Below are 23,555 nucleotides of genomic sequence, written 5' to 3'. Positions count from 1 at the left end.
GAGATCGGTAACGTCTGCGAACTTCCGGCCCCGCGCAAGGAGCTTTGGCGTGTTCTCTCATAAGCGTCGCGTGCAGATCGAATGGGGACATTGCGATCCGGCCGGCATCGTCTTCAATCCGCGCTTTTTCGAATATTTCGATTGGAACACCGCGCTGCTGTTTGAGAAAGCGCTCGGCATGCCGAAGCCGGACGTGCTGCAGACGTTCGGTGGAGCAGGAATTCCACTCGTCGATACGCGGGCAAAATTTCTCGCGCCGTGCCGCTACGGCGACGTCGTCGAGATCACAACGGCGATCAAGAAGCTGGGGCGGTCGAGCTTCGAAGTGTCGCATCGCCTGCACGTCGGCGACACGCTAGCGGTGGAAGGCGAAGAGGTGCGCGTGTGGACCGCGCGCGACGCCGAAGGACGCATGCGACCAGCCCCATTGCCCGACGCGATCGTCGCGGCATTCTCCAAAGAACAATAACAAGGGAAGCAGAATGACGACACAAACCTTCGCGGCCGGTGGCTATCGGTTCATTCCCGCCGTGTTCCAATATTCGGGCGGCGTCGCGGCGGAGCCCGGCCATCGCATCGTGCGCGTCACGTTTCGCGAGCATCAGCCGCTGAAGGAAGGTTTTGCGAAGATCGAGAAGATCATCCAGGCGGCGGGGCGGCCGCTGACGTCGTTCTGCGCGTGCGAGTTGCGCTCGCCGGTGCCGTTCGATGAAGCGGGCTTCAAGGCGTTCAACGAGGTCTACGTGAAGACGCTCGAGCGCTGGGGCGTCTACGACGGCAAGGGCACGAACCCGGTCGCGCGCAGCAACGTGTGTCCGGAACTCGCGAAGCCGCCCGAGCCGGGCTTCTACGCGTTTTCGTATACGGAGAAGGCCGACAATGCGCCGGCGTCGTTTGTCGTCGCCGGCAGCGGCGAGTCGACCGAGGGCGGCAAGAGCTATCGCGACAGCGTCGTCGCGCTCGGCGACCACAGCGATGCGGGCATTCGCAAAAAGGCCGTCGCGGTGCTCGGCGAGATGGAGCGCCGCATGGGGCTGCTCGGCTTTGCGTGGAAAGACACCACCGCCGTGCAGCTTTACACGGTGTTCAACGTGCATCCGTTTCTGGCCGATGAGATCGTCAAGCGCGGCGCGGCGCGCAACGGCCTCACGTGGCACTTCAACCGGCCGCCGGTCGACATCCTCGATTACGAGATGGATGTCCGCGGCGTCTACGACGAGCGCGTCGCATGAGCCGCGATATCGGGATGCAGTAGCGGCCGGAAGCCGGCGCGGAGTGCTGCGATCGTAGATGGCGGCGTGAGCATGCCGTCGGCTTTGCCGAGCTTCGTTGGTGGCGCGTAGGCGCGCTCGGTCCAGCGGAATGCGCGGCCGTGTGCGAGCGTGAAAGCGTCGTCGTTCGCGGTGACGACGGTGCCGTCCGGTAGTGTCGCGAGATCGTCCGGGGCAGGGTGAATGCGTTTCGCCTTGCCGTCGAGGCGCTCGGCGTGGAGCGTTGCGTCCATCTCGGCGGCGCGTGCCGGCGTCGCGTGTTTGCCGCGCGCCCAGGCGTCGCGGAAGGCGTTGGCGGTTGCGCGGCGGCAGTAGAAGCACGGGCGATGGCCTGCGGCGAGCGCGACCGCTTCGTCGAGGAAGAAGAGCTCGGTCCAGCTGCGCCGGCTCATCACATCGCGGCGCACGTTTTTGAACGCGCAGACGCAGATGATCCACGCCTTCGTCGACCAGCGTCGCGGCAGCAGCGATTTCGTCGCCGGGTCGTGGATGATGCCGCGATTGCCCATCAGCGTTCCACGCTGATCAATCGCGACGATCTCGCCGAAAGGTGTGACGCGGTTTTGCAGCGGCATGGTTTGTTTCGCGCGGCGCCGAGCGGTGGCTGGGGAACTAGGATTCGAACCTAGATTGACGGAGTCAGAGTCCGCAGTTCTACCGTTGAACTATTCCCCAATAAGCGGTTGTTTCGCTTATGGAAACGCGCAACCGTACAGATTGCTTGCAGCAAGTCGCCGGCAAATCGGCCGCAGCGCGCCATCCGTATAATTCACTCGTTCGTGCGGCGCAACTGCGGGGCGGCGCCGTAAACGCGGTCGCGACAAGTGTCTCGAATTGTATCCGCGAGAGCACGGCACGCTGCCCGCATGACTGATCGGGCGCGCGGAAGCGTTGTTCGGTCAAGAATCCTGGCCTAGCCTTCCGGCGAGTCTTAGGGGCGAGGCTTGCTATGCGGCATCACAGGCTCTCGAACTCGGCAGTCGGTTTGTTGGTCAGCGCGGGCGCGCTGATGGCCTCCGGCGTCCTGTCGCCCGCGCAAGCCGGTTGCAGCCCAGCCGCGACGGCCGGCAACGACATCATCAGCTGCGATGCGGTCACGCTGCCCAATCCCACGGTCGTGCCGATCGATCTCCTGGCCGGCACCGATCAGCTGACGGTGTTGGGCGGCACCTACAGCGGCGGGATCACCGGCGGCGCGGGAACGAAGACGATCGTGCTCAGCGGCGGCACGATCGCGAGCTACGCGAACACGGCGGGCACGAGCAACGTGACCTTCGGCCCCGGCAGCACTGCGACGATCACGGGCGACTTCACGACCGGAGCGCGAAACGATCGGCTCGAAGTCCACGGCGGCACGATCTCGGGCGCGGTCAACCAGGGCGACGGCGTCGACACCTTCATCATGACGAACGGCACCGTGCAGTCGCTGACGCAAGGCGGCGGCCTCGACACCGCGGTGATCTCGGGCGGCCGCATCGTCGGGCTCTTCTTCGCCGGCGACTTTTTCACGATGACGGGCGGCCGTATCGGCGACGTCAATCTCGAGCAAGCCAACAACGAAATGCGGATGTCGGGCGGCACGATCGATCAGAACGTTCGCGCCGCTCAGGGCAACGATCTCTTCGAGCTTTCCGGCGGGACGATCGGCGGTTTCGTCAATCTCGGGTCGGGCAATAACACCATCACGGTGACGGGCGGCTTCATCGGCGGCGGCATCACGACGACCGGCGGCAACGATACGTTCCTGTGGTCGGGCGGCGGAACGATTGTCGGTCCTATCGATCTCGGGGGAGGGACCGATAGCGCCACGCTGCGCAACCTCACCGGCGCCGGCATCGCGACAATGACGAGCCTCAATGGTGGGCTCGGCAACGATACGTTGACGTTCGACAACACGACGACCGCAGGCGTCGGCCGCTTCATCAATTGGGAAACGATTGCGCTGACCAACGGCTCACGGCTGACGCTCGACGGCAATCTGACGCTTGGCGATACCGGCACACTCACGGGCGCGATGACGATCGACGCGACGAGCACGCTGATCGCGGGCGGCGGCGTTAATCCGGTGATCCAACCGTTTGCGGGCGGAAGTCTCGTCACGGTCACCAACGCGGGCACAATCGATCTGACGACCGGGCCAGGAGCCGGGACAAACAGCCTGACGATCGTCGGCAACTATGTCGGCCAGGGCGGGCGGTTGCTCATCAACACGTATCTCGGCAGCGACAACTCGCCGTCGGACAAGCTGGTGATCTCCAACGGCACCGCGAGCGGGACGACGGGCCTCGTCGTCAACAACATCGGCGGGCCGGGTGGCTCGACGGTCGGCAACGGCATTTTGGTTGTCGAGGCCATCAACGGAGCAACGACGGCAACTGGATCGTTCGGTCTGACACATACGGTGGCTGCCGGGGCGTACGAGTATTTTCTGTTCCGCGGCGGCGTTACGCCGGGATTGGCCGACAACTACTATCTGCGTTCGCAAAATCTGCCGGGCAGTCAGCCGTTGCCGCCGGCGCCAGTGCCGCGAACTCCGCCGGCTCCGCCCGCGCCGCCGCCGACTGACGGCACACCGGCGCCACCGCCCGCGGCCGTGCCACCGGCGCAAGGTTTGCCGCCGACTACGCCGCCAATCATTGCCGTGCCGCCTTCGGCCGAGCCAATCCCGATCTATCGCGTGGAGGTTCCGGTTTATTCCGCCGTCGCGATGGTCGCGCGGCAGCTCGGGCTCTCGATGCTCGGTACATTCCACGAACGCACCGGCGATCAGTCATTCCTGCGCGGCGGCGACACTTCGGCGGCGTGGGGACGCGTGTTCGGAATGCATAACTCGCAGCGCGCCGAAGGATCGGTGGCGCCGTCGTTCGACGGGACGATCGCGGGATTCCAGACCGGCTTCGATGCGCTCACGTATCAACGCGACGGCGTGCGCGACAAGCTTGGTCTCTTCTTCGGCTATGGGCGCGCCGCCGGCGATGTCTCCGGCTTCGCGCTCGCGCAGCGTGATTTGAAAGTCGGCAGGCTCGACCTCGATAGTCTCAACGTCGGCGGCTACTGGACGCGCGTCGGCCCGAGCGGCTGGTACATCGACAGCGTCGTGATGGGAAGCTGGCTCGACGGCCGCGCACGATCGGATCGCGGCATCGGGATCTCGCCGAAAGGTGCGGGCGTGACAGGCTCGATCGAAAGCGGCCTGCCGATGAATCTCGGCGGCAGCTTCGTGCTTGAGCCGCAGGCGCAGTTGATTGTGCAGCGTCAATGGTTCGACGCCACGTTCGATACGTTCTCGACTATCGGGTTTTCCGATCGCACCGCCGTCACGGGCCGTGTCGGCGTACGACTACAATCGGCGGAAAGTTACGGGCCGATCGCGCTGCAGCCATATCTCAAGGCAAATTTTTGGCACGACTTCGCCGGTTCGGATGGCGTTATCTTCGGCACCGATCTGATCGAAACGCAGCGGCGCAGCACGGCGGTGGAAGTCGGTGGCGGGTTCACGGCAAAGCTGTCGCAGAATTTCTCGGCCTACGCTGCTGCGAGTTACATCGGCGGGGTCGGCGCGACAGCGCGCGACGCGATCAAGGGAAATTTCGGATTCCGCATCGTTTGGTAATCCAGACGCAAAAGGCCGCCCCTTTCGGAGCGGCCTTCAACACAAACTCGTGCGTTGGATTAGTTGCCCGGAGCGTTGGCCGGTGCAGTGCCCTTCTTTTTCGGGTCACCTGCCGGATCCGGCGGCGTCGTTGCGCCGGTGCGACCTGCCGCACCCGTGTTACCGGACATCGGCTCCTGCGAACGGCGCGGGGCAACCTGGCCCTGGCTACCCGATCCTGTCGGGCCGACCGACGGCGCATTCGGATTGTTGTTGTTCACACCACCACCCGGAGCCGGCGTGGAACCCGACGGCGTCTGAGCAATTGCGATACCGGCGGACAGAGCCAGCGCAGCGGCACCAATCATAAGTTTTTTCATTTTTATCTCCGTAATCTCGTCCCTCGTATGCAGAGACAACCGCACGGCGACGAGAACGTTCCGAAATCGATCGATTGCGGACAAGGCCGGTAAATAGGTGCCCAAAAGCGGCGGCCGGCGTTGAAAGATACCGCTGCAGCCAGATATAAATCCGGCAAGGGCGGGCTACCGCCGCGACGGAGAAGCCGTGCCCAACACCGTTCCGATTGGAGTGCATCCGCCGCGGCCGCGTCTCAGCTTACGCGTCGGCGTGACAGGACATCGCGTCGGAAAAAGTCTCGCGGATGCCGTGCTCCCGCGCGTGCAGGCGCAAGTCGAAAGCATCCTGGCGCGCTGTCACGCCGTCGCGTCGCGCGTTCACGGCGAACACGCGGATGTCTTCGCGCCAGAAGCGCCGGTGCTTGTTGCAGCGTCCTGTCTTGCCGTCGGCGGCGATCAGATTTTCGCGCGCGCCGCGCTGGCGCAAGGCTGGCGGCTTGATTCGATATTGCCGTTCGCGCGTGAAGATTATGCGCGCGATTTCGACAGCCCGGAACGGCAGACGGCGTATCGCGAATTGTTGGAACTGTCGGCGTCTGTCTTCGAGATCGCTGATCCGCGTTCCGAAGACGATGCGAGCGAGGCTTACGAGACGGCCGGGCTCGTCATGCTCGATCACGCCGATATCCTGATCGCGATCTGGGACGGCGGCGAAAGCCGTGGCCGCGGCGGCACGCGCGAAATTCTCGACGAGTCGATCCGCCGCGGCATTCCGGTGATCTGGATCAACACGACGATCACACGTTCACCCGCGTTGTGGGACGGCAACGAAGCCGTGCTGCTGCCGGAGCTCGATGCCGGGATCGATGCGACCGGCGCATTCGATCGCTGTGTTGCTTTGGTCATCGCGCCGCCGATGGCGGGCGGCAGCGCGACGGCAGCCGACGCTGCGCTGCGCTTGAAGCGTTTCCTCGGCGAAACCGAGGAGCCGGATGCGTGGTGGGCGCGCGGCTTCGATCTGCTCGCCTATATCGCGGCGCGCAAGCCGCTGACGTCGCCGCAACACCATCGTTCGATGAAAAGTCGCGGGAGCGAATGGGACGGCTTCATCAACGATTTGCCGGACAGCGGGAAAACTAAAGACGACATGCGCGACATTCTGCTGACGCGCTACCTCTGGGCCGACCACGTCGCCAGCCGCTTGGGGCGCGCGTATCGCGGCGCGTATGTGCTCAACTTCGTGCTCGCGGCGGCATCGGTTCTCGTCGGTTTGCTTGTCGTGTTCTTCTGGGACTCGGTGATCGTGAAGACAGTCTGCGCGATCGGCGAGTTCGCGTTGATCGCCTTGATCCTGCAGAATACGCGCGCCGGCGCAAAAGGCGCGTGGCATGCGCGGTTCCTCGATGCGCGCCGCTTGAGCGAAATGATCCGGCATGACCGCGTGCTGGTTCCGCTCGCGCGGGCAGGGGGCGCGAACCCCAACCCCACGGATGGCGATGCCGGTGAATTATGGGCGCATTGGTACGCGCGCGCCGCCGAGCGCGAGCTCAATCTGCCGCGTGCGCGTGCCGATGCGGGATATCTCGCGGCCGTGTCGCGCGCAACGTTAGCGCATGAGGTTCTGCCGCAGCTCGCGTATCACGAGAAGAATCACAAGCTGCTGCACCGGATGCATCATTCGATCGATCATCTCGGCGAGCGCATCTTCTACATCACGGCTGTGCTGTGCCTCATCTGGATCGCCGGCGCGATCGTCTATCTGCTGCACATTCCGGGCACCGGCTGGATCAAGTCGGTCTTGAAGCCGCTGTTGACGTTTCTCGGCGCGGTGTTGCCGGCGCTCGGCGCAGCGCTCGCCGGCATCCGCGCGCAAGGCGACTTCGATGCGTCCGCCAAACGCAGCCAGGCGACGGCGCGCCAGCTCGCGCAACTCTCGAAGCGGATGGAGACGCTTCCGACGAGCTATCGCCAGGCGTGCCTCGAGCAACGCTGGGTCGCCGACGCCATGGCGGCGGAACTCGGCAGCTGGCACGTTCTCTATGCGAATCGGCCGCTGACGATTCCGGGCTAAGCGCCGCTAGCTGTTGCCATCGCGCATGTTGCCTTGCGGCTCCTGCACGTGCGCTTCCAAGAACCACAGTTGCTTGTCGATTGCGCGCGAGATGTCGGTGAAAAGGTCGGCCGTGCCGGCATCTCCCGCATCGTCGGTTTCGTCGATGCTTTTGCGCACCGCGTTGCCGTACATGGCGTAGCGATCGATCAGGGCCGCGAGATGATCAGCGATTGCGTAGACATCGAGCGGATACGGCGAGAGGTTGGTTTCCGATGCGGTAGCTTGCGTGGTGCCGCGCGCCGTGCCGCCGAGCTGCGTGATGCGCTCCGCGACCGTGTCGTTGAATTCGTCCAGCTCATCGCGAAACCCGTCGAGCATCTTGTGTATGCCGATGAAGCCCGGACCCTTCAGATTCCAGTGCGCCTGCTTCACGGCAAGTGCGAGGTCGATGCCGTCGACGAGCCGCTCCTGAAGCGTCGCCAGTGAGACTTTGAGCGCGTTGCCCTTCAGCCCATTTTTGGTCTGATGAAGTTTTGCTGTCTTCGCGGATGCTTTTGCCATGGGGATTACTCAGTGAATGCGGGTAGCTCCCCAACAAGGTACCCGAGCCTTGGTTCCAAGCGGCCGAACGGTGCCGTCGCGGCCGCTTCTAAGGCGATATGCAGCGACGTTCGTTCGTGCGTTGACGCAGCGGGCAGTGAGGCTGTAGAGAGACGCGCAGCTTGATGATCTCGATCGAGCCGCGCGCGGGGCTTCAACCCTCCCGCGACTGCGAAAGTGCCAAGCACTTCAACGGCTTGGAGAGGTGGCTGAGTGGTTGAAAGCACCGCACTCGAAATGCGGCATACGGGCAACCGTATCGGGGGTTCGAATCCCTCCCTCTCCGCCATGCCGTTCGCCATCGCGACGTGTGACATCAGGCCGCCTCACTTGAGCGTGTATTGACGCCATAGTCTGGCGCTTCAATCTGCGGCCTCCCCGAGTCGAAAGATAAGAAACCAATGCATTCGTCCATGAGCCGTTTCGTGTCCTCGCGCCGTTCGCTTCTTCAAGGCGCGGCTGCGCTTGTGCTCGGTGCGTTTGTGCCTGTGCGCTTTGCTTTCGCGCGCGACAAGGTCGGGGCAGTGGCGGATGTAACGGGAACGGTGGCGGGCGAAGGCGACAATGGTGGCGCGCGCGCGCTCGCGAAAGCCGATCCAGTCTACGCGAACGAGAAGGTGACGACGTCGGCAAACTCTATTGTCGGCCTCAAGCTCGAGCATGGCGTCGGTTTGCGGCTCGGCGCGCAAGGCAACGTCGCGGTCGCGTCGATCGCGGCAGACGGCAGCGGGAAGATCGTGCTCGGTGGCGGCCCGCTTCTGATCGACCGCGCGGGTAAGCGTGGGAGCGGCGCGAAGAGCAGCCCGCTGACGATCGAGACGCCGCATTGCGTCATCACGCTCGGCGGCGACACCCGGTTGTTTGCTGGACCGAGCAAGGACGTATTCGGCGTATTCGTCGATCGTGGCAGCGTGACCGTTGCGGGTGGTGGCCGGCGGGTCCGTCTAAAACAGGGCGAGGGCACCGATCTCCGCCGCATCGGCGACAAGGCAACGCCGCCGGCAAAGTGGAAGCCCGAGCGCATTCGGCTGGCGCTCGAAAGCGTGCAGGCGCCTGCCGCAGATGAGAAGCCAGCAGACAAGAAATAGGGTTGTCCGGTTCGCATCGCGGAAAATCGGTTAGATGTAAAGAAACGTGGAAGCTGCTGATACATCAGCCAAACGCATGAATTTCGTTGGACATTTACCAATAAAGGCGGGAAGCTAGTACCGCGGACCTGAACGTTTTAGCTACCGTCGGGGAGCGAAGGAATGGCGGCTCAGAAGAACGGTGACGACCGCGCGGCCACGATTAAGGAATACCTCGCTGAAGCCGAACGCTGCGAGCATTACGCCCAGCGGGCCGAGCAAGACGAGGAACGGAAGTCCTGGGAGGATTTGGCAAAACGCTGGCGGACGCTGGCGGCGATCCTACGCGGCGAGGAGCCGCCATCCGATTAATTGGCTTGGACTGAACGCCGCGGAGTGCGTCGCGCCGAATGACGTGGCGCCAAATGACGCGGCGGCTGCTAGCGCGGCGTCGGCGTGGTGCCGGATGAGAGGATTGAACTCCCGACCTTCGGTTTACAAAACCGCTGCTCTACCGCTGAGCTAATCCGGCCTCCGCCGCTGCATCGCAAAGGCGACGCATCGTCGGCGACCTTCTAACGGCGATCGCTCCTTGCGGCAAGGATCACCGGCAAATCTCCTAAACATCGAACTAAAACGGCGGCCCGAGTTAATGTTACCGCGCGAATCCGCGCGCGCGTTAACAACCGGCGATGCGAGTTTGGCTAGAGTGCCCGGCAATTCGGCGGCGCCCCACGATGCCCGTGGTGCTCGAGGCTAACGCCCAGCCGCAGGATCGCAAAGGGAGCGTTTCCAGATGTTTGCAAGTAAAGTGCGTATCGCGGTCGCGTCGGCGGCTGCGCTTTTCCTCATCTCCGCGCCGGCCAGCGCCGGTGGTTTGTTCGGCGGCTGCAACTGCGAAGAGCCGGTTGCTGTCGCTCCGGCTCCGACCGTCAGCGTTCGCTATCAGTATGTGCCGGTCACGACCTATGTGCCGCAGCCGTACTACGTCGTCGATCGTGGCCCGAACTACGACGTCTCGCCGGTGTCGTACACGACGCCGAGCGTGTCGTATGCGCCGGGCCGTTGGGTCACGCGTTACGTGCCGGGCTATCAGCGCGCGCACTACACGTATCGCCCGTCGTATATCGGCGGCGGCTATCGTTGGGGCGGCTATCATCGCGGTTGGCACGGTCATCGCCATGGCTATCACCATCACGGTTTCCGTCATCGCCACTTCCATCACGGCCGCCACTTCCACGGTCATCGCCACGTGCACGGTGCTCGCGTTCATCGCGGCGGTATGCACCGCGGTGGTCTTGCCGGTGGTCCGGGTCGTCATGCCGGTCCGCGTCGCGGGCGGTAAGTCGAAGTCTCCAGAGTTCGACGAAAGAGCGTACCGCAAGGTGCGCTCTTTTTCTTTGTCTGCCGAAAGCGCGGTTATGTGACGGCGATCACAAACCAGGAGGCAGGTTCGAGGTACTCATAAGTACTCCTCCGATCGAGATGCCAACCCATCTCACCAACTTCGGCGCTGCCTGGCCCCACGCCACGCAGCGCCTTTTTTATGCGCGCAAAAGAAAACGCCGGGGCGAACCCCGGCGTTTTCGATTGAGCTGTACGACGATCAGGTCGTGACGGTGTTGATGTCGCGATCCTTCGTCTCGGTCACAAAGAGGAGACCGATGATGAAGGTCATGATCGCAAAGCCGATCGGGTACCAGAGGCCCGCGTAGATATCGCCCGTCGAGGCGACGATCGCGAACGAGGTTGCCGGCAACAAGCCACCGAACCAGCCGTTACCGATATGATACGGCAGCGACATCGCGGTGTAGCGGATGCGGGTTGGGAAGTATTCGACCAGCGCTGCCGCGATCGGGCCGTACACGGCCGTCACGTAGAGCACCATCACGGTCAGGATCGCGATGATCGAGAGACCCTGCGCCGTGCCGAGCACCGAGAACACGCTCGTGGCCTTCACCTTCGCGGCGTCGGTCGGCGTCGGATAGCCGACTGCATTCGCCTCGGCGACGATACCCTTGGTGAAGTCGGCGAGGTTGGCGAACGGAACTTCCTTGCCGTTCACGGTGACCTTCATGGCCGAGCCGGCCGGACCCGCAACCTTGTTGTAGCGGAAGGCCTGCTGCGAAAGCACGCGGCGCGCGATGTCGCAAGGCTCGGTGAAGGTGCGGATGCCGACCGGGTCGAACAGCGAGCCGCACTTTGCGGGATCCGCCGTGACGTCGATCTTCACGGTGTCGAGCGCCTTCGCGTAGGTCGGGTTGGCAACGCTGGTCAGCGCGCTGAACAGCGGGAAGTAGGTGATCGCCGCGATCAAGCAGCCGGCGAGGATCACCGGCTTGCGGCCGATCTTGTCCGACAGTGCGCCGAAGAAGACGAAGCCGGCGGTGCCGATGAGGAGCGACCAGCCGATGAGCACGTTGGCGGTGAAGAGGTCGATCTTCAGGATGCTCTGCAGGAAGAACAGGGCATAGAACTGACCCGTGTACCAAACGACGGCCTGACCGACGACGAGGCCGAGCAGCGCGATGATGACGAGCTTGGCGTTCTTCCACTCACCGAAGGCTTCCGAGAGAGGTGCCTTCGACTGGGTGCCTTCTTCCTTGATCTTCTGGAAGGCCGGGCTTTCGTTCATCTGCAAGCGAATCCAGACCGAGATCGCGAGCAGGATGATCGAGCCGAGGAACGGAATGCGCCAGCCGCCCTTGAGGCCCAGGAAGAGGTCGAGGTCACGCTGGAACTGATCCGCGGTCATGACCTGCTGCAGGCCGACGATGACGATCAGCGAGAGCAGAAGGCCGAGCGTGGCGGTCGTCTGAATCCAGCTGGTGTAGAAGCCGCGGCGGCCGACCGGAGCATGCTCGGCGACGTAGACGGCAGCGCCGCCATACTCACCACCGAGAGCCAGGCCCTGCGCCATGCGGAGCACGATGAGAAGGACCGGAGCGATCCAGCCGATCTGTGCGTAGCTCGGGAGCAGGCCGACCAGGAAGGTCGAGAAGCCCATGATGAGGATGGTGACGAGGAAGGTGTATTTGCGGCCGACGATGTCACCGATACGACCGAACACGAGCGCGCCGAACGGGCGGACAAGGAAGCCGGCCGCGAAAGCGAGGAGCGCGAAGATGTTGCGGGTGTTGACGTCGAAGGCGGAGAAGAACTGCGCGCCGATGATGGTGGCGAGCGAACCGTAGAGATAAAAGTCGTACCATTCGAAGATGGTGCCGGCCGAAGAAGCGACAATGACCTTCTTCTCTTCGCCGGTCATTGGGCGCGGTTGCGCGCGCCCCATAGTTGCAGTGCCTACTGACATCTTGTGCCCCTCCCGTGGGTTGTTGTCTCGGCGTACGGCGCCGAGTCGTTTCGTGTTGGTTGCAATTTACGCGCGGGAGGAAGCCTCTGTCGCTTGGCCAATCGTCGATTAGACTTTCGTCGAAGGCGTCCTAGAGCCTATGCCGCTTTGATGCGGTCAAAGCGGGGCTCTAGATTCTTGAGTGGTCGCATTTTCTTGACGTGAAACGGTGTCCACTTCACTTGAAAATGCTCAAATGATTGCGCCGCACAATCGATATGTGCGGCGCAATAGAAGGTCGGGATTTGTCGGAAGTTTAGAACTTCGGTGGCGCGAGATCGACGTCCGGCATTTCGATCTTGAGTTCGATCTTCGACGGATCGCCCTTGACGCCCTTGTCGATCCAGTAGGTGACCGACTGCGGCCAGAAGATCAGGATCACGACAAGGATCAGCTGCAGGAAGAGCCATGGTATAGCGCCCCAATACAGATCCGATGTGCTGACCACACTTCTGGGCGTTATTCCTCTCAAATAGAACAACGCGAATCCGAACGGTGGATGCATGAAGCTCGTCTGGATGTTCGCGCAGATCAGCACGCCGAACCACACGAGATCGATGCCGAGTTTGTCGGCGACCGGTGCGAGCAGCGGAATGAGGATGAACGCGATCTCGAAGAAGTCGAGGAAGAACGCGACGAAGAAAATGAAGATGTTGACGACGACGAGGAAGCCGGTCTGGCCGCCGGGCAAGCCGGTGAGCAGGTGCTCGATCCACTCTTTGCCGCCGACACCCTGGAAGACTAGCGAGAAGACCCGTGCGCCGATCAGAATGTAGACCACGAAGGCGGTGATGCGCATCGTGCTCGACATGCCGGCGTAGAGCAGGCTCCAAGACAACGTCCGGTTAATCGCCGCCACCGCGATCGCACCGACGACGCCCATGGCGCCGGCCTCGGTCGGTGTGGCAAGGCCCATGAAGATCGTGCCGAGCACGAGGAAGATGAGGCCCGCCGACGGGATGATGCCGCGTGCGCACTTCCAGGCCAGCGCCTTGCCCTTCAGCGTACGAGCTTCCGGCGGCAGCGCTGGGACCTGCTCAGGCCAGATCATGCTGACGATGAAGACCCAGATGCAGAAGAGGGCGACCTGGATGATGCTGGGGCCGATGGCGCCGGCATACATGTCGCCAACCGACTTACCCATCTGGTCGGCGAGGACGACGAGCACGAGCGACGGCGGGATCAGCTGCGTTATCGTGCCGGAGGCCGCGATGACGCCCATCGTGTGCCGCTTCGAGTATCCGTAGCGCAGCATGATCGGCACCGAGATCACGCCCATCGCGATGACGGATGCCGCGACCGTGCCCGTGATAGCGCCGAGAATCGCGCCGACGAAGATCACCGCGTAGGAGAGACCGCCGCGCACCGGACCGAACAACTGGCCAATGGAATCGAGCAAGTCTTCGGCGAGCCCACATTTCTCCAATATCGCGCCCATGAAGGTGAAGAACGGGATCGCGAGGAGAAGATCGTTCGATACGATGCCGAACATCTGGAAGGTGAGGTTGCCGAGGAAGTCCGGCCGGATAAGGCCGAGTTCGATGCCGACGAAGCCGAAGAACAAGCCGGTCGCTGCGAGCGCGAATGCTGCCGGATACCCGATCAGCATAAACACGATCATCCCCGCGAACATCAGCGGGGCCATGTTGTGACGAATGACGTCGATCATTGGAGCGGCGCCTCGTACTGATTGACGAGCTTGTAATCGCCGGTCAACGCGCCAACGCGTTTGATCAATTCGGAGATGCCCTGCAGCGCCATGAGGCAGAAGCCGACGGGCAGAAGGAGCTTGATGGGCCAGCGCAGAAGCCCGCCGGCGTTCGACGAGGCTTCACCGATACGCCAGGAATCGACGAACCAGGGCCACGTGATGATGGTGAGGATGATGCAGATCGGCAGCAGGAACAGCAGCGTGCCGAAGATATCGACCCAGTGACGCGTACGCTCGGAGTAATTGCCGTAGAAAAGGTCGACGCGGACGTGCTCGTTGAGCTTCATCGTGTAGGGCGCGCCGAGCAGCACCATGCCGCCAAACATGTACCACTGGATTTCCAGCCAAGCATTCGAGCTTGCGTGGAAGAGGTAGCGGCTGAAAGCGTTACCTGCGCTGATCAGACAGGCGAGCAGAACGAGCCAGTTCGCGATGACGCCGAACTTCTCGTTGATCCAGTCGATCCCACGACTGAAAGCCAGAAGTGTTTGCAATCTAGTTCCCCCGCCGGTTCTCGAGCATTTGCGCTTTTTTGCCGGGCCCCCAGAGTCTTTCTAGGCGGTTTGGTTGTGACGGTCGAGTGTCGTTGTGAATTTTTCAAATTCACGCTCCGGTTACTTGGGGAGCTATTTCGCCGCAAGCGCTCGCCGGGCCGCGTACAAAGACACCGCGCATGCGTTGGAGACGTTGAGGCTCTTGATTTCGCCAGGCAGATCGATGCGGGCGAGCACGTCGCAAGTCTGGCGCGTCAGCTGGCGCAAGCCTTTGCCTTCGGCGCCGAGCACCAAAGCGAGCGGGAGTCGGAGCGTCGTTGCCTCGAGATCAGCCGGGCCTTCGCTGTCGAGGCCGACGAGCAGGAAGCCGGCGTCGCGCAGCTCGTCCATGCCGCGCGAGAGGTTCTGAACGAGGACGATCGGCACATGTTCGAGCGCGCCGGAGGCAGCCTTGGCGAGAACGCCGGTCGCTTCCGGGCTGTGCCGTGCCGTGGTGACGATGGCGGCGACGCCGAAGGCCGCAGCGGAGCGCAGCACGGCGCCGACGTTATGCGGGTCTGTGATCTGATCGAGGATGAGAACAAGCGAATCCTCGGGCAGCTCGTCAAGCTCAGGCTCGGGGAGGGGGGCGGCCTCCGCCAGCAGGCCATTGTGGACGGCGTCGGGGCTGAGCATCCGGTCGATTTCGAACGGTCGGACGACGTCCGGTTCCGGCTTGTCGAAGCCCTCCTCAGTCAGGCGCCGCGCCGCATTCTCGGTCGCGAGCAGGCGGCGGATCTTCCGCTTCGGGTTCTTCAGGGCCTCGGTGACGCTGTGCCAGCCATAGAGAACCACCGTGTCGCCGGACCCGCGCGGCGGCCGGTCGCCGCCGCGTTTTCCGCGCGGCTCGAAGCCGCGGCCCTTCCGCGGGCCCGATTTGGGTGCGAAGCGGTCTTTTCCGGGTGGTCTTTCGCGGTCACGCATCCTTCGCCTTCTGTCATGGGTCCGCATTCCGCGCAATCGTCGATGCTGGGTCACGGGCCCGCGCTAAGCCGCACTGATTGCTGGAGAAGCGGCCCAACCGGGGTGAATTCGGCCGCCTTTTGGGTTGACACCCTGCGACCCCGTCACCATAACGGCGCTTCGTTGAGCGGCCCCGCGTAAAGTCAGGCCGCTCGATGGGTCGCGTGGTGTGTAACCAGCCACGTCGCGGCGGTTTGGAGAGGTGCCCGAGTGGTTAAAGGGGACGGACTGTAAATCCGTTGGCTATGCCTACGTTGGTTCAAATCCAACCCTCTCCACCATCCGCAACCTGAGACGCGTTGAGCGTTCGCTGCTCAAGCGGGTGTAGCTCAATGGTAGAGCAGCAGCCTTCCAAGCTGAATACGAGGGTTCGATTCCCTTCACCCGCTCCAGCGTCTTCCGAACTGCCATTTCACGTTTCGTCTCGCTGTTCGTTTGGCGGCGACATTGTTCGTTTGCTATTTAATGGACCTTCACGGCCACCTGTTTAATTCTGACGATCACGCGCGCGATGGACGCGATCGCGAAGGGGTTGTTCTCGTGACCGCATCATCAAACTCGATCGGGATTTTCAAAACGCTTTGGTCCCAGGACGATGTCGGACAGTGGGCCGTCAAAGGCATGAAAGGTATTGATCTGGTGCCGCGCGAGGGGGCGCCTGCAAATTATTTCAAGATCGCTAACCAGCTAACGTTGATGACCGACAGGCCTGGCGATTTCATGTCGAACTTTTTCTTCACAACTTTTGGGACAACAGAATTCATAGTGCGGCAAAGCATTGTTCCTGTTGTTGCTTGGAACGACGGAGATGAAGAGATGCGTTGCATCGGCACGGGCTTCTTCATCAGCGCGTCAGGACTATTAATGACAGCGGCACACGTGTTCCGTGATCCCGTCGACGAAAACTATAGCAGCGTTACCGAGGTGGCCGAAGCAGCTCACCAACTGGGTAGTGGGTTGCGGTTTGGAATTCTGCTTCCTGCCAATCCAGCCATGCGCAACGCTCCGTTTGATGTGCCGGCGACCTTACGCGAAGCAATATGGTTTTTGTGTCCTTTCGAGTCTGGAGTTCATTGGGGCCGCGAATTCCAAAGTCCTCTCTTTCACTTGAAACCAGAGTTCAAGCTCGAACTCGATATTGCAGTTTGTAAAGTCCGGTACCACCCGATGGTAGGTCCGTTCCAGCCGCTGAATATCGGATTGTACAATCTCGAAGTTGGCGACCGTGCGGTGGCAATCGGCTATCCTGAGATGAGGAACATCAGGCTCGACGGCGACGACTACCAGCCTGAATTGGTGGTGTCAGTCGGCTCTGTAACGGCCATTTACCCCGACAACATTACGAACAAGCAGAACGCAACGCCCGGACCGAACTTTGAATTCGACGCGAAGATTCCGGGCAAAATGAGCGGGAGTCCCGTTCTGGTAGGTGGCGGGATCATTACGAAAGGTATTGTCAGCCGCAGCTTAGGCAGCGCAGACAATCACGCTAGCGGATGCCTGATCGGCTCCATCATGAAGTAGCCGCTTAACCTGACAGGTGCAGATAAATGCCTGTTTGATTTGATGAACGAAGGTACAGAGGGCATTCCAAACATGATAGGACCGGAGCTATAGCAGTTCGCTCGGCACGCCATTTGCCCACGGCAGTCTGACTAATCGATATTGTTTGCGGCGCGAGCCTTCCAAGCTGAATACGAGGGTTCGATTCCCTTCACCCGCTCCAGCGTCTTCTACCTGAGCCTGAGCTCTCGCTGCCCCGTTAACGCGCACCGAAGCTCCGCGTTTATGCTTTTGTTTCTCTCGGCATCACGATAGTCATCGCGGCATTCGTGTTTTGCGCCGCGGCGATTTTCCAAGCGCCGGTTGCTCCAGTTTTTTGATCGTTTATTTTTCGAAGACTTTTCATGCACGAAGCTCTCTCGCCGACAGCGAGCGTTTCCACAGACGCGAAGCGCATTCTGGTCGCGCCGATTCCGGTAACACCCACAAAGCCGTTCACGCCGAGCCACCTCAAAGGCATGCTGTGGGTGGACGTGATGCTGAAGACGACCGGCACTATCGCGCAGACGGATTGCCTCTACAGCAACCTTACGGCGAACGCCTGCGAACAAACGCTAGGTTTCTGGGCGTTTCTCGACCGAGAGCACGGCGGCGCGGACTATCGCGGCGCCAGCGAAGAGGAGATCGGCGATCTCTACGTGCGTTATCATCGCCAGGCCGAGAAGCCGCCGTACTGCGCTTTGAAGCCTTGCTTTCATGCCGTCGAGCGGGACAATTGGATCCATCCTGCCAGCGCGGCTTTGCATCGGGCATGGTCGGCGCAGGCGGCCCTCCTCAATACGCGAACGACGAGCTTCACTAGCGACTATTCCGACGCGATGCCGTTGGAGGAGTTGCTCGATCGTCTGAAGGCGAAGGATTTGTGCATCGATCTGCGGGCAGATGGCGGAGGCGTCTATCTCGACCTCACGGCAGACGGCTTGCCGCTGCGGAGCGTCATAACGCCGAATGGCCGCGCCAATTACCTCATCCTTCTGCTGCGCGATTTAGTGCCGCGGATCGCCAGTTACGATTGCATCGTCCTGCTCTACGACTACGAGCTCAGCAGCGATTATTTGCTTCTGCAGAGAATATTGACGCGGTTAGGTGCTGTGGCGCAGCGGGTCTCGATCAGCCGCGTGGCGATCGACGGCGTGGTGCGCTCGTCGCGCTTCGGCGGGTGGAAAGGATATCTTGCATCCGATCTCATCGCGGCGTGCATCGATGGCTGCGATCCTCGCAGCTTCCAACTTGGCATGCGGCTCTACTTCATCGCGGGCACCGGCAAGGGTATGCCGCGCACGTTTTCTATGAAGCATCTTCGCCGGGCAATCAGGCGTGCGCATCATTTGATTCACACGGAGCAATCGGCCGATGCGGCCGCATTCTTGCGAAACTGCCGGCGGAGCGAGGACTACCTCGATCCATACCTCGTCACATCTCTGCTGCTCGCGAACGGCCCAGCGCGGCCGCCGCTGACGGGCAAATCAGCACATTGGTATATGTGATGTTGTCGCAGGAGCGTTTGCGCAGCGAGATGGAAAAACGCATCCGGCGCTCGGGAAATGCCGAGGCGTTGCGCGTTTTTCAGAACTCCGAAAACGCCGCGGCCGCGCCAGGTAGAAGCGATGCGTCGGTGGCCATCGTTGTCATGCGTTGTTTCAAAGCCGAAGCGTTCGCAAGCTCGAGCCTTGCGTTTGCGTCGCTGCTCGGCGAGACCGCGCGCCGGCGGTGGCTTGCCGCTTTCACGCCGACGATATTTCTCGTCGGCAATCCGGCGAATCTTGCCGCGCGGTTCGCGTTCGACTTCGTTCATTCCGACAACACGATTGCGTGGTTGGCGCCCGGAACGAAGTCGGCGATGCCGCTGCGGCGCTTGCTGCGTCTTTTCGAGGCAAACATTATTCCGGACGCTGGATCCGAGTTCGCGGTTCGTGTTCCGGGCGAACGCGCGGCGCCGGCGAGGCATCGTGTTTACGTCGCGACTGCCGGGATAAGCGGCGCCGAATATCTGGTCCACCTCAACCACACGCTGGCTGAAGGTGTCATCACGGGGTCGTTGTTGCCGGGCGATGAGGTGGTGGTTCGCTCGGTGGACCAGCTCGACGCCGTTAAAGAAGACTTCGACGTCATCCGCGTGCATTTCGATAAGAATGACGTTGGACGTTTGCGTGCTTACGCAGGGATCGCGCCGTTGCACGGTGGCGGCATTTAGCAGCGGTTCGCAGAACACCTATGTCCTGATCGCGTAGTCATGACAAGCGCGAATGCGATAGCATGGCGCAGGGCTCGCGCGCCGCCGATCGCCCCAATCACGGCCTCTTCGGTGAAGTCGATATTGATTGTCCAGACGAAGCTGATCGGGGACCTGGTCCTCGCTTCCGTTTTGACTCGCAATCTTCGCCTCGCATATCCGGACGCACGCATCACCCTGCTTAGCGACAAACACTACGCGCCCTTCGTGCTCGACTGCGGCATCGCGGACGAAGTCATCGGCCTCGATCGTCAGCGGCTGCGGCGCTCCGTGATGTCGCGGATCAACGAGTTGCTGCTCGTCGCGCGGCAGCTCCGGCGTCACACATTCGACCTCGGTATCGATCTCGCCGACACGCGCACGTCACGGAATTTGCTCACGGTTGCCGGGGCGAGCCGCAATGTCGCCTACACGGCGCTGCGCGGGCGGCAGACGCTGATCGCCGAGCCGGTCGCTGACGGCCATTCGCTCGATCGTTATCTCGCGCCGCTGCAGGCGCTCGGCATCGAGCGGCGTGTCGCCGAGCCCTCGTTGCAAGCGCCGGAGGCGGACGCCGCACGTGCGCGTGCCTTGCTCGAAGAACACGATGTCGATCCGAAAGCTTTCATCGCCGTGCATGCGGGCGCGCGGTTCGCAGGGCGATGCTGGCCGCCGGACAGATTCGCGGCCGCGATCGATCACGCGGCCTCGCATCACGGGCTGCGCAGCGTGCTGGTCGGCGGGCCGGGCGAAGTCGCGCTGACGGATGCCGTCGCCGCGGTGGCGCGCGGACGCGTCGTCAATCTCACCGGGCACCTGTCCCTGCGTGAGACACTCGCGGTTTTTGCCGAGGCGCGGCTGTTTCTCGGCAATGAAAGCGGGCCGATGCATCTTGCGGCCGCGGCCGGAACTCCGGTGGTCGGGCTGTTCGGTCTCACCGATCCGGCCCGCTGGGGGCCGCTCGGGGCGCCGAGCGAGGTCGTGCGAGCGCCGATGCCCTGCGCGTGTCATGCGCCCGACATCTGCGGCCGGCCGGACCCCCGGCGGGCCTACTGCATTCAGGCCGTGGAACTTCCCGCCGTGACAGGCGCAATCGACCAGCTTCTCGAACAAACCGGAGGCTCGGACACCCTGGGGCTTGAAGATTGACGCAAAGGGCCGTATTGGCTCGCCGAATTCCGCCAACCTTAGGGACCTCGGAGAGCCAGATGGCCAAAGAGAAATTTGAACGCAATAAGCCGCACTGCAACATCGGCACGATTGGTCACGTCGACCATGGCAAGACGTCGTTGACGGCAGCGATCACGAAGGTGTTGGCGGAGAAGGGCGGCGCAACGTTCACGGCGTACGACCAGATCGACAAGGCACCGGAAGAGAAGGCACGCGGCATTACGATCTCGACCGCACACGTCGAGTATCAGACCGACAACCGCCACTATGCGCACGTCGATTGCCCGGGCCACGCCGACTACGTGAAGAACATGATCACGGGCGCGGCGCAGATGGACGGCGCGATCCTCGTCGTGTCGGCTGCCGACGGCCCGATGCCGCAGACGCGTGAGCACATCCTGCTCGCCCGCCAGGTCGGCGTTCCGGCACTCGTCGTGTTCATGAACAAGGTCGACATGGTCGACGATCCGGAGCTGCTCGAGCTCGTCGAGCTCGAAGTGCGCGAGCTGCTCTCGAAGTACGAGTTCCCGGGCGACGACATTCCGATCACCAAGGGTTCGGCGCTGTGCGCGCTCGAAGACCGCGAGCCGAAGATCGGCCGTGAAGCCGTGCTGGCGCTGATGGAAACCGTCGATGCTTACATCCCGCAGCCGGAGCGCCCGATCGACCAGCCGTTCCTGATGCCGGTCGAAGACGTGTTCTCGATCTCGGGCCGCGGCACGGTCGTCACCGGCCGCGTCGAGCGCGGCATCGTCAAGGTCGGCGAGGAAGTCGAGATCGTCGGCCTGCGCGCGACGACGAAGACGACCGTCACGGGCGTCGAGATGTTCCGCAAGCTGCTCGATCAAGGCCAGGCCGGCGACAACATCGGCGCGCTGTTGCGCGGCACGAAGCGCGAAGACGTCGAGCGCGGCCAGGTTCTCTGCAAGCCGGGTTCGGTCAAGCCGCACACGAAGTTCAAGGCAGAAGCCTACATCCTGACGAAGGATGAGGGCGGCCGCCACACGCCGTTCTTCACGAACTACCGTCCGCAGTTCTACTTCCGCACGACGGACGTGACGGGCGTCGTTCACCTGCCGGAAGGCACCGAGATGGTCGTTCCGGGCGACAACGTCGCGATGGAAGTGCACCTGATCGTGCCGATCGCGATGGAAGAGAAGCTCCGCTTCGCCATCCGCGAAGGCGGCCGTACGGTCGGCGCCGGCGTCGTCGCAAGCATCATCGAGTGAGGATGAGCGAATGGGGAGTAGCGAGTAGTGAATAGTAACTGCTCGCATCTCCCCCTCTACTCGCTATTCGCTACTCACCAATTTGCTTGAAAAGCGCGGCGGACCAAAATCCGCCGCGCTTTTCGTTTCAGGGATCGAAAAGTCATGGCCAAGAAGCCCGCGAAGCAAGCCGCGAAGCCGAAGAAATCCGCGAGCCCGGATGCGCTGTCCGGTCGCGCGATCCTCACGATCATCGGCGCCGATCGCGTCGGCATCATCGCGGGCATGGCCAACACCTTGGCGGACGCCAACGTGAACATCCTCGACATCAGCCAGTCGGTCATCCGCGAATTCTTCACGATGATCATGATGGTCGATCTCGCGGGCGCGTCCGTAACGTTCGAAGAGCTGACGGTGCGCTTGAACAAAGCCGGCTCGCGGCTCGGCGTGCGTGTCGAGATTCAGCGCGAGGAAATCTTCAAAGTCATGCACCGGGTGTAGCGATGAGACATCAGAACTTCACCGGCGAGGAAATACTCGAAACCATCAGCATGGTGCGGACCGAGCAGCTCGACATCCGCACCGTGACGATCGGCATCAGCTTGTTCGACTGCGTCGCGAGCGACAACAAGCGGCTGTGCCGAAACGTCTACGATAAGATCACACGTACGGCGAAAGACCTCAAGCGCGTCACCGGCGAACTCGCGCAAGAGTTCGGCATGCCGATCGTCAACAATCGCGTCGCGGTGACGCCGATTTCGTTGATCGCAGGCCGGGCGAGCCCGGAAGAGTTCGTGCGCATCGCAGAGACGCTCGACAAGGCGGCGGACGAACTCGGCATCGATTTCCTCGGCGGCTTCTCGGCGTCGGTCGAGAAGGGGATGACGCAGCTCGACCGCAATCTCATCGCGGCGCTGCCGGATGCGCTCGCTAGGACGAAGCGCGTGTGCTCGTCGGTGAATGTCGGCTCGACGCGCGCGGGCCTCAACATGGACGCGATCGCCGAGATGGGCGAAACCGTCGTGAAGATCGCCAAGAAGACCGCGAAGAAAAGCTCGATCGGCTGCGCGAAGCTTGTCGTGTTCTGCAACGCGGTTGAAGACAATCCATTCATGGCCGGCGCCTTCCACGGCGCTAGCGAAAGCGATGCTGTCGTCAATGTCGGCGTCAGCGGTCCCGGCGTCGTGTTGCGCGCGATCCAGAATGCGCGCGATGCGGATTTCGGCACGCTGACGCAGCTCATTCGCCGCACGGCGTTCAAAATCACGCGCGCCGGCGAGTTGATCGGACGCGCTGCCGCGACTCGTCTCAATCTGCCGTTCGGCATCATCGATCTCTCGCTTGCGCCGACACCGGCCGAAGGCGACAGCGTTGCGCGCATTCTCGAAGAGATCGGGCTCGAGCGCGTCGGCACGCATGGCTCGACAGCCGCGCTCGCGCTGCTCAACGACGCCGTGAAGAAGGGTGGCGCGATGGCGTCGAGCTATGTCGGCGGTCTCTCGGGTGCGTTCATTCCGCTGTCGGAAGATCAAGGCATGATCGAAGCCGCCGAACTCGGCTCGATCACGATCGACAAGCTCGAAGCGATGACGTCGGTGTGCTCGGTCGGTCTCGACATGATCGCGGTGCCGGGTGACACGCCGGCCGAAACGATCGCCGCGATCATCGCGGACGAAGCCGCGATCGGCATGATCAACAAGAAGACGACGGCGGTGCGCATCATTCCGGTAATCGGCAAGAAGGTCGGCGAAGTCGTCAGCTTCGGCGGTTTGCTGGGCCACGCGCCGATCATTCCGGTCAACAAGTTTTCCAGCGCGCGCTTCATCGCACGCCGCGGCCGGATTCCGTCGCCGCTTCAGGCGTTGATCAACTAAAGGCCTGCGCCGCAGGTGTAGTTGCAC

The 23,555-nt window shown here is 62.4% G+C and carries 21 protein-coding genes and 5 tRNA genes; 17 read left to right on the top strand and 9 right to left on the bottom strand.

All coding sequences use genetic code 11. The annotated features are described in order from the left end of the window. Window positions 1–49 precede the first annotated feature (49 nt). Together GJW30_RS18235 and cnbZ are read left to right on the top strand one after the other, a co-directional pair. Window positions 50–469, top strand: coding sequence for an acyl-CoA thioesterase (locus tag GJW30_RS18235; protein WP_096357841.1), 420 nt, complete (start codon window positions 50–52; stop codon window positions 467–469). A gap of 13 nt (window positions 470–482) precedes the next feature. Further along, window positions 483–1,232: a 2-amino-5-chloromuconate deaminase CnbZ gene (cnbZ, locus tag GJW30_RS18230; protein WP_096357840.1), complete on the top strand. Its 750-nt coding sequence runs from the start codon at window positions 483–485 to the stop codon at window positions 1,230–1,232. On the opposite strand, the gene GJW30_RS18225 is transcribed toward cnbZ, so the two are convergent. Further along, entirely contained in the window at window positions 1,211–1,846 is a 636-nt protein-coding gene (locus GJW30_RS18225) for a hypothetical protein (RefSeq protein ID WP_096357839.1), read from the bottom strand. The genes cnbZ and GJW30_RS18225 overlap by 22 nt on opposite strands. Window positions 1,847–1,872: 26 nt before the next feature. Further along, window positions 1,873–1,946 (bottom strand) — tRNA-Gln (locus GJW30_RS18220). A gap of 274 nt (window positions 1,947–2,220) precedes the next feature. Between GJW30_RS18220 and GJW30_RS18210 the strand changes: the two genes are divergently transcribed. After that, window positions 2,221–4,884 (top strand): autotransporter family protein, encoded by a 2,664-nt coding sequence (locus GJW30_RS18210; RefSeq protein ID WP_096357837.1) that lies wholly within the window; start codon window positions 2,221–2,223, stop codon window positions 4,882–4,884. 59 nt (window positions 4,885–4,943) lie between these two features. Here the strand turns inward: GJW30_RS18210 and GJW30_RS18205 are convergent, their stop codons facing one another. Further along, window positions 4,944–5,243 (bottom strand): hypothetical protein, encoded by a 300-nt coding sequence (locus GJW30_RS18205; RefSeq protein WP_096357836.1) that lies wholly within the window; start codon window positions 5,241–5,243, stop codon window positions 4,944–4,946. A 187-nt stretch (window positions 5,244–5,430) separates the two neighbouring features. Between GJW30_RS18205 and GJW30_RS18200 the strand changes: the two genes are divergently transcribed. Then, window positions 5,431–7,293, top strand: coding sequence for a hypothetical protein (locus GJW30_RS18200; RefSeq protein ID WP_130364579.1), 1,863 nt, complete (start codon window positions 5,431–5,433; stop codon window positions 7,291–7,293). A gap of 6 nt (window positions 7,294–7,299) precedes the next feature. Here GJW30_RS18200 and dps read toward each other — a convergent pair whose 3' ends face one another. Further along, window positions 7,300–7,836, bottom strand: coding sequence for a DNA starvation/stationary phase protection protein Dps (gene dps, locus GJW30_RS18195; protein WP_096357834.1), 537 nt, complete (start codon window positions 7,834–7,836; stop codon window positions 7,300–7,302). 238 nt (window positions 7,837–8,074) lie between these two features. Here dps and GJW30_RS18190 point away from each other — a divergent pair. The 3 genes from GJW30_RS18190 (at window position 8,075) to GJW30_RS18180 (ending at window position 9,314) form a co-directional block, all read left to right on the top strand. Continuing rightward, a tRNA-Ser gene (locus GJW30_RS18190) sits at window positions 8,075–8,164 on the top strand. 112 nt (window positions 8,165–8,276) lie between these two features. Then, a complete protein-coding gene (locus GJW30_RS18185; RefSeq protein ID WP_130364577.1) occupies window positions 8,277–8,963 on the top strand; it encodes a FecR family protein in 687 nt (228 codons plus the stop codon). A 162-nt stretch (window positions 8,964–9,125) separates the two neighbouring features. Next, complete coding sequence (locus GJW30_RS18180) at window positions 9,126–9,314, top strand: hypothetical protein (protein WP_096357832.1); 189 nt, start codon at window positions 9,126–9,128, stop codon at window positions 9,312–9,314. Window positions 9,315–9,399: 85 nt separating this feature from the next. Here the strand turns inward: GJW30_RS18180 and GJW30_RS18175 are convergent. Further along, window positions 9,400–9,474: transfer RNA gene (locus GJW30_RS18175), tRNA-Thr, on the bottom strand. Between the two features lie 264 nt (window positions 9,475–9,738). On the opposite strand from GJW30_RS18175, the gene GJW30_RS18170 reads away from it, so the two are divergent. Continuing rightward, entirely contained in the window at window positions 9,739–10,287 is a 549-nt protein-coding gene (locus GJW30_RS18170) for a hypothetical protein (protein ID WP_096357831.1), read from the top strand. Between the two features lie 261 nt (window positions 10,288–10,548). Here the strand turns inward: GJW30_RS18170 and GJW30_RS18165 are convergent, their stop codons facing one another. The 4 genes from GJW30_RS18165 to rlmB all read right to left on the bottom strand — a co-directional run bounded on the left by GJW30_RS18165 (window position 10,549) and on the right by rlmB (window position 15,462). Next, entirely contained in the window at window positions 10,549–12,210 is a 1,662-nt protein-coding gene (locus GJW30_RS18165) for an MFS transporter (RefSeq protein ID WP_096357830.1), read from the bottom strand. Window positions 12,211–12,550: 340 nt separating this feature from the next. Continuing rightward, window positions 12,551–13,963, bottom strand: a complete 1,413-nt coding sequence (locus tag GJW30_RS18160) for a TRAP transporter large permease (protein ID WP_096357829.1) — start codon at window positions 13,961–13,963, stop codon at window positions 12,551–12,553. Continuing rightward, window positions 13,960–14,499 (bottom strand): TRAP transporter small permease subunit, encoded by a 540-nt coding sequence (locus GJW30_RS18155; protein ID WP_096357828.1) that lies wholly within the window; start codon window positions 14,497–14,499, stop codon window positions 13,960–13,962. The genes GJW30_RS18160 and GJW30_RS18155 overlap by 4 nt, the downstream gene beginning before the upstream one ends. Before the next feature lie 132 nt (window positions 14,500–14,631). Further along, window positions 14,632–15,462 (bottom strand): 23S rRNA (guanosine(2251)-2'-O)-methyltransferase RlmB, encoded by an 831-nt coding sequence (rlmB, locus tag GJW30_RS18150; protein ID WP_096357827.1) that lies wholly within the window; start codon window positions 15,460–15,462, stop codon window positions 14,632–14,634. 235 nt (window positions 15,463–15,697) lie between these two features. Here rlmB and GJW30_RS18145 point away from each other — a divergent pair. The 9 genes from GJW30_RS18145 (at window position 15,698) to GJW30_RS18105 (ending at window position 23,528) form a co-directional block, all read left to right on the top strand. After that, window positions 15,698–15,782: transfer RNA gene (locus GJW30_RS18145), tRNA-Tyr, on the top strand. A gap of 37 nt (window positions 15,783–15,819) precedes the next feature. Next, window positions 15,820–15,893 (top strand) — tRNA-Gly (locus GJW30_RS18140). A gap of 73 nt (window positions 15,894–15,966) precedes the next feature. After that, window positions 15,967–17,025, top strand: a complete 1,059-nt coding sequence (locus tag GJW30_RS18135) for a S1 family peptidase (protein WP_096357826.1) — start codon at window positions 15,967–15,969, stop codon at window positions 17,023–17,025. A 383-nt stretch (window positions 17,026–17,408) separates the two neighbouring features. Next, window positions 17,409–18,551, top strand: a complete 1,143-nt coding sequence (locus tag GJW30_RS18130) for a hypothetical protein (protein ID WP_096357825.1) — start codon at window positions 17,409–17,411, stop codon at window positions 18,549–18,551. Further along, window positions 18,551–19,258, top strand: coding sequence for a DUF6182 family protein (locus GJW30_RS18125; protein WP_096357824.1), 708 nt, complete (start codon window positions 18,551–18,553; stop codon window positions 19,256–19,258). Before GJW30_RS18130 ends, GJW30_RS18125 begins: the two co-directional genes overlap by 1 nt. Window positions 19,259–19,381: 123 nt before the next feature. Continuing rightward, a complete protein-coding gene (locus tag GJW30_RS18120) occupies window positions 19,382–20,425 on the top strand; it encodes a glycosyltransferase family 9 protein (RefSeq protein WP_245408554.1) in 1,044 nt (347 codons plus the stop codon). Between the two features lie 59 nt (window positions 20,426–20,484). After that, entirely contained in the window at window positions 20,485–21,675 is a 1,191-nt protein-coding gene (tuf, locus tag GJW30_RS18115; RefSeq protein WP_096357823.1) for an elongation factor Tu, read from the top strand. A gap of 144 nt (window positions 21,676–21,819) precedes the next feature. Continuing rightward, window positions 21,820–22,155: an ACT domain-containing protein gene (locus tag GJW30_RS18110; protein WP_096357822.1), complete on the top strand. Its 336-nt coding sequence runs from the start codon at window positions 21,820–21,822 to the stop codon at window positions 22,153–22,155. Window positions 22,156–22,157: 2 nt separating this feature from the next. Then, window positions 22,158–23,528: a PFL family protein gene (locus GJW30_RS18105; RefSeq protein WP_096357821.1), complete on the top strand. Its 1,371-nt coding sequence runs from the start codon at window positions 22,158–22,160 to the stop codon at window positions 23,526–23,528. Window positions 23,529–23,555 lie beyond the last annotated feature (27 nt).

Origin of the sequence: Variibacter gotjawalensis (assembly GCF_002355335.1) — a bacterium.
GTDB classification, from domain to species: domain Bacteria; phylum Pseudomonadota; class Alphaproteobacteria; order Rhizobiales; family Xanthobacteraceae; genus Variibacter; species Variibacter gotjawalensis.
The sequence above is the reverse complement of the archived record's forward strand: the minus strand, read 5'-3'. Positions and strand labels throughout refer to the sequence as shown.

What these genes read in the sequence shown, in the direction of transcription:
- GJW30_RS18210 (WP_096357837.1), top strand. Translation starts at nt 2,221, where the DNA reads ATGCGGCATCACAGGCTCTCGAACTCGGCAGTCGGTTTGTTGGTCAGC.
- rlmB (WP_096357827.1), bottom strand. Translation starts at nt 15,462, where the DNA reads ATGCGTGACCGCGAAAGACCACCCGGAAAAGACCGCTTCGCACCCAAA.
- GJW30_RS18170 (WP_096357831.1), top strand. Translation starts at nt 9,739, where the DNA reads ATGTTTGCAAGTAAAGTGCGTATCGCGGTCGCGTCGGCGGCTGCGCTT.
- GJW30_RS18225 (WP_096357839.1), bottom strand. Translation starts at nt 1,846, where the DNA reads ATGCCGCTGCAAAACCGCGTCACACCTTTCGGCGAGATCGTCGCGATT.
- GJW30_RS18125 (WP_096357824.1), top strand. Translation starts at nt 18,551, where the DNA reads ATGTTGTCGCAGGAGCGTTTGCGCAGCGAGATGGAAAAACGCATCCGG.
- GJW30_RS18105 (WP_096357821.1), top strand. Translation starts at nt 22,158, where the DNA reads ATGAGACATCAGAACTTCACCGGCGAGGAAATACTCGAAACCATCAGC.
- GJW30_RS18165 (WP_096357830.1), bottom strand. Translation starts at nt 12,210, where the DNA reads ATGACCGGCGAAGAGAAGAAGGTCATTGTCGCTTCTTCGGCCGGCACC.
- GJW30_RS18160 (WP_096357829.1), bottom strand. Translation starts at nt 13,963, where the DNA reads ATGATCGACGTCATTCGTCACAACATGGCCCCGCTGATGTTCGCGGGG.
- GJW30_RS18135 (WP_096357826.1), top strand. Translation starts at nt 15,967, where the DNA reads ATGGACCTTCACGGCCACCTGTTTAATTCTGACGATCACGCGCGCGAT.
- GJW30_RS18180 (WP_096357832.1), top strand. Translation starts at nt 9,126, where the DNA reads ATGGCGGCTCAGAAGAACGGTGACGACCGCGCGGCCACGATTAAGGAA.
- GJW30_RS18110 (WP_096357822.1), top strand. Translation starts at nt 21,820, where the DNA reads ATGGCCAAGAAGCCCGCGAAGCAAGCCGCGAAGCCGAAGAAATCCGCG.
- GJW30_RS18205 (WP_096357836.1), bottom strand. Translation starts at nt 5,243, where the DNA reads ATGAAAAAACTTATGATTGGTGCCGCTGCGCTGGCTCTGTCCGCCGGT.
- dps (WP_096357834.1), bottom strand. Translation starts at nt 7,836, where the DNA reads ATGGCAAAAGCATCCGCGAAGACAGCAAAACTTCATCAGACCAAAAAT.
- tuf (WP_096357823.1), top strand. Translation starts at nt 20,485, where the DNA reads ATGGCCAAAGAGAAATTTGAACGCAATAAGCCGCACTGCAACATCGGC.
- cnbZ (WP_096357840.1), top strand. Translation starts at nt 483, where the DNA reads ATGACGACACAAACCTTCGCGGCCGGTGGCTATCGGTTCATTCCCGCC.
- GJW30_RS18185 (WP_130364577.1), top strand. Translation starts at nt 8,277, where the DNA reads ATGCATTCGTCCATGAGCCGTTTCGTGTCCTCGCGCCGTTCGCTTCTT.
- GJW30_RS18130 (WP_096357825.1), top strand. Translation starts at nt 17,409, where the DNA reads ATGCACGAAGCTCTCTCGCCGACAGCGAGCGTTTCCACAGACGCGAAG.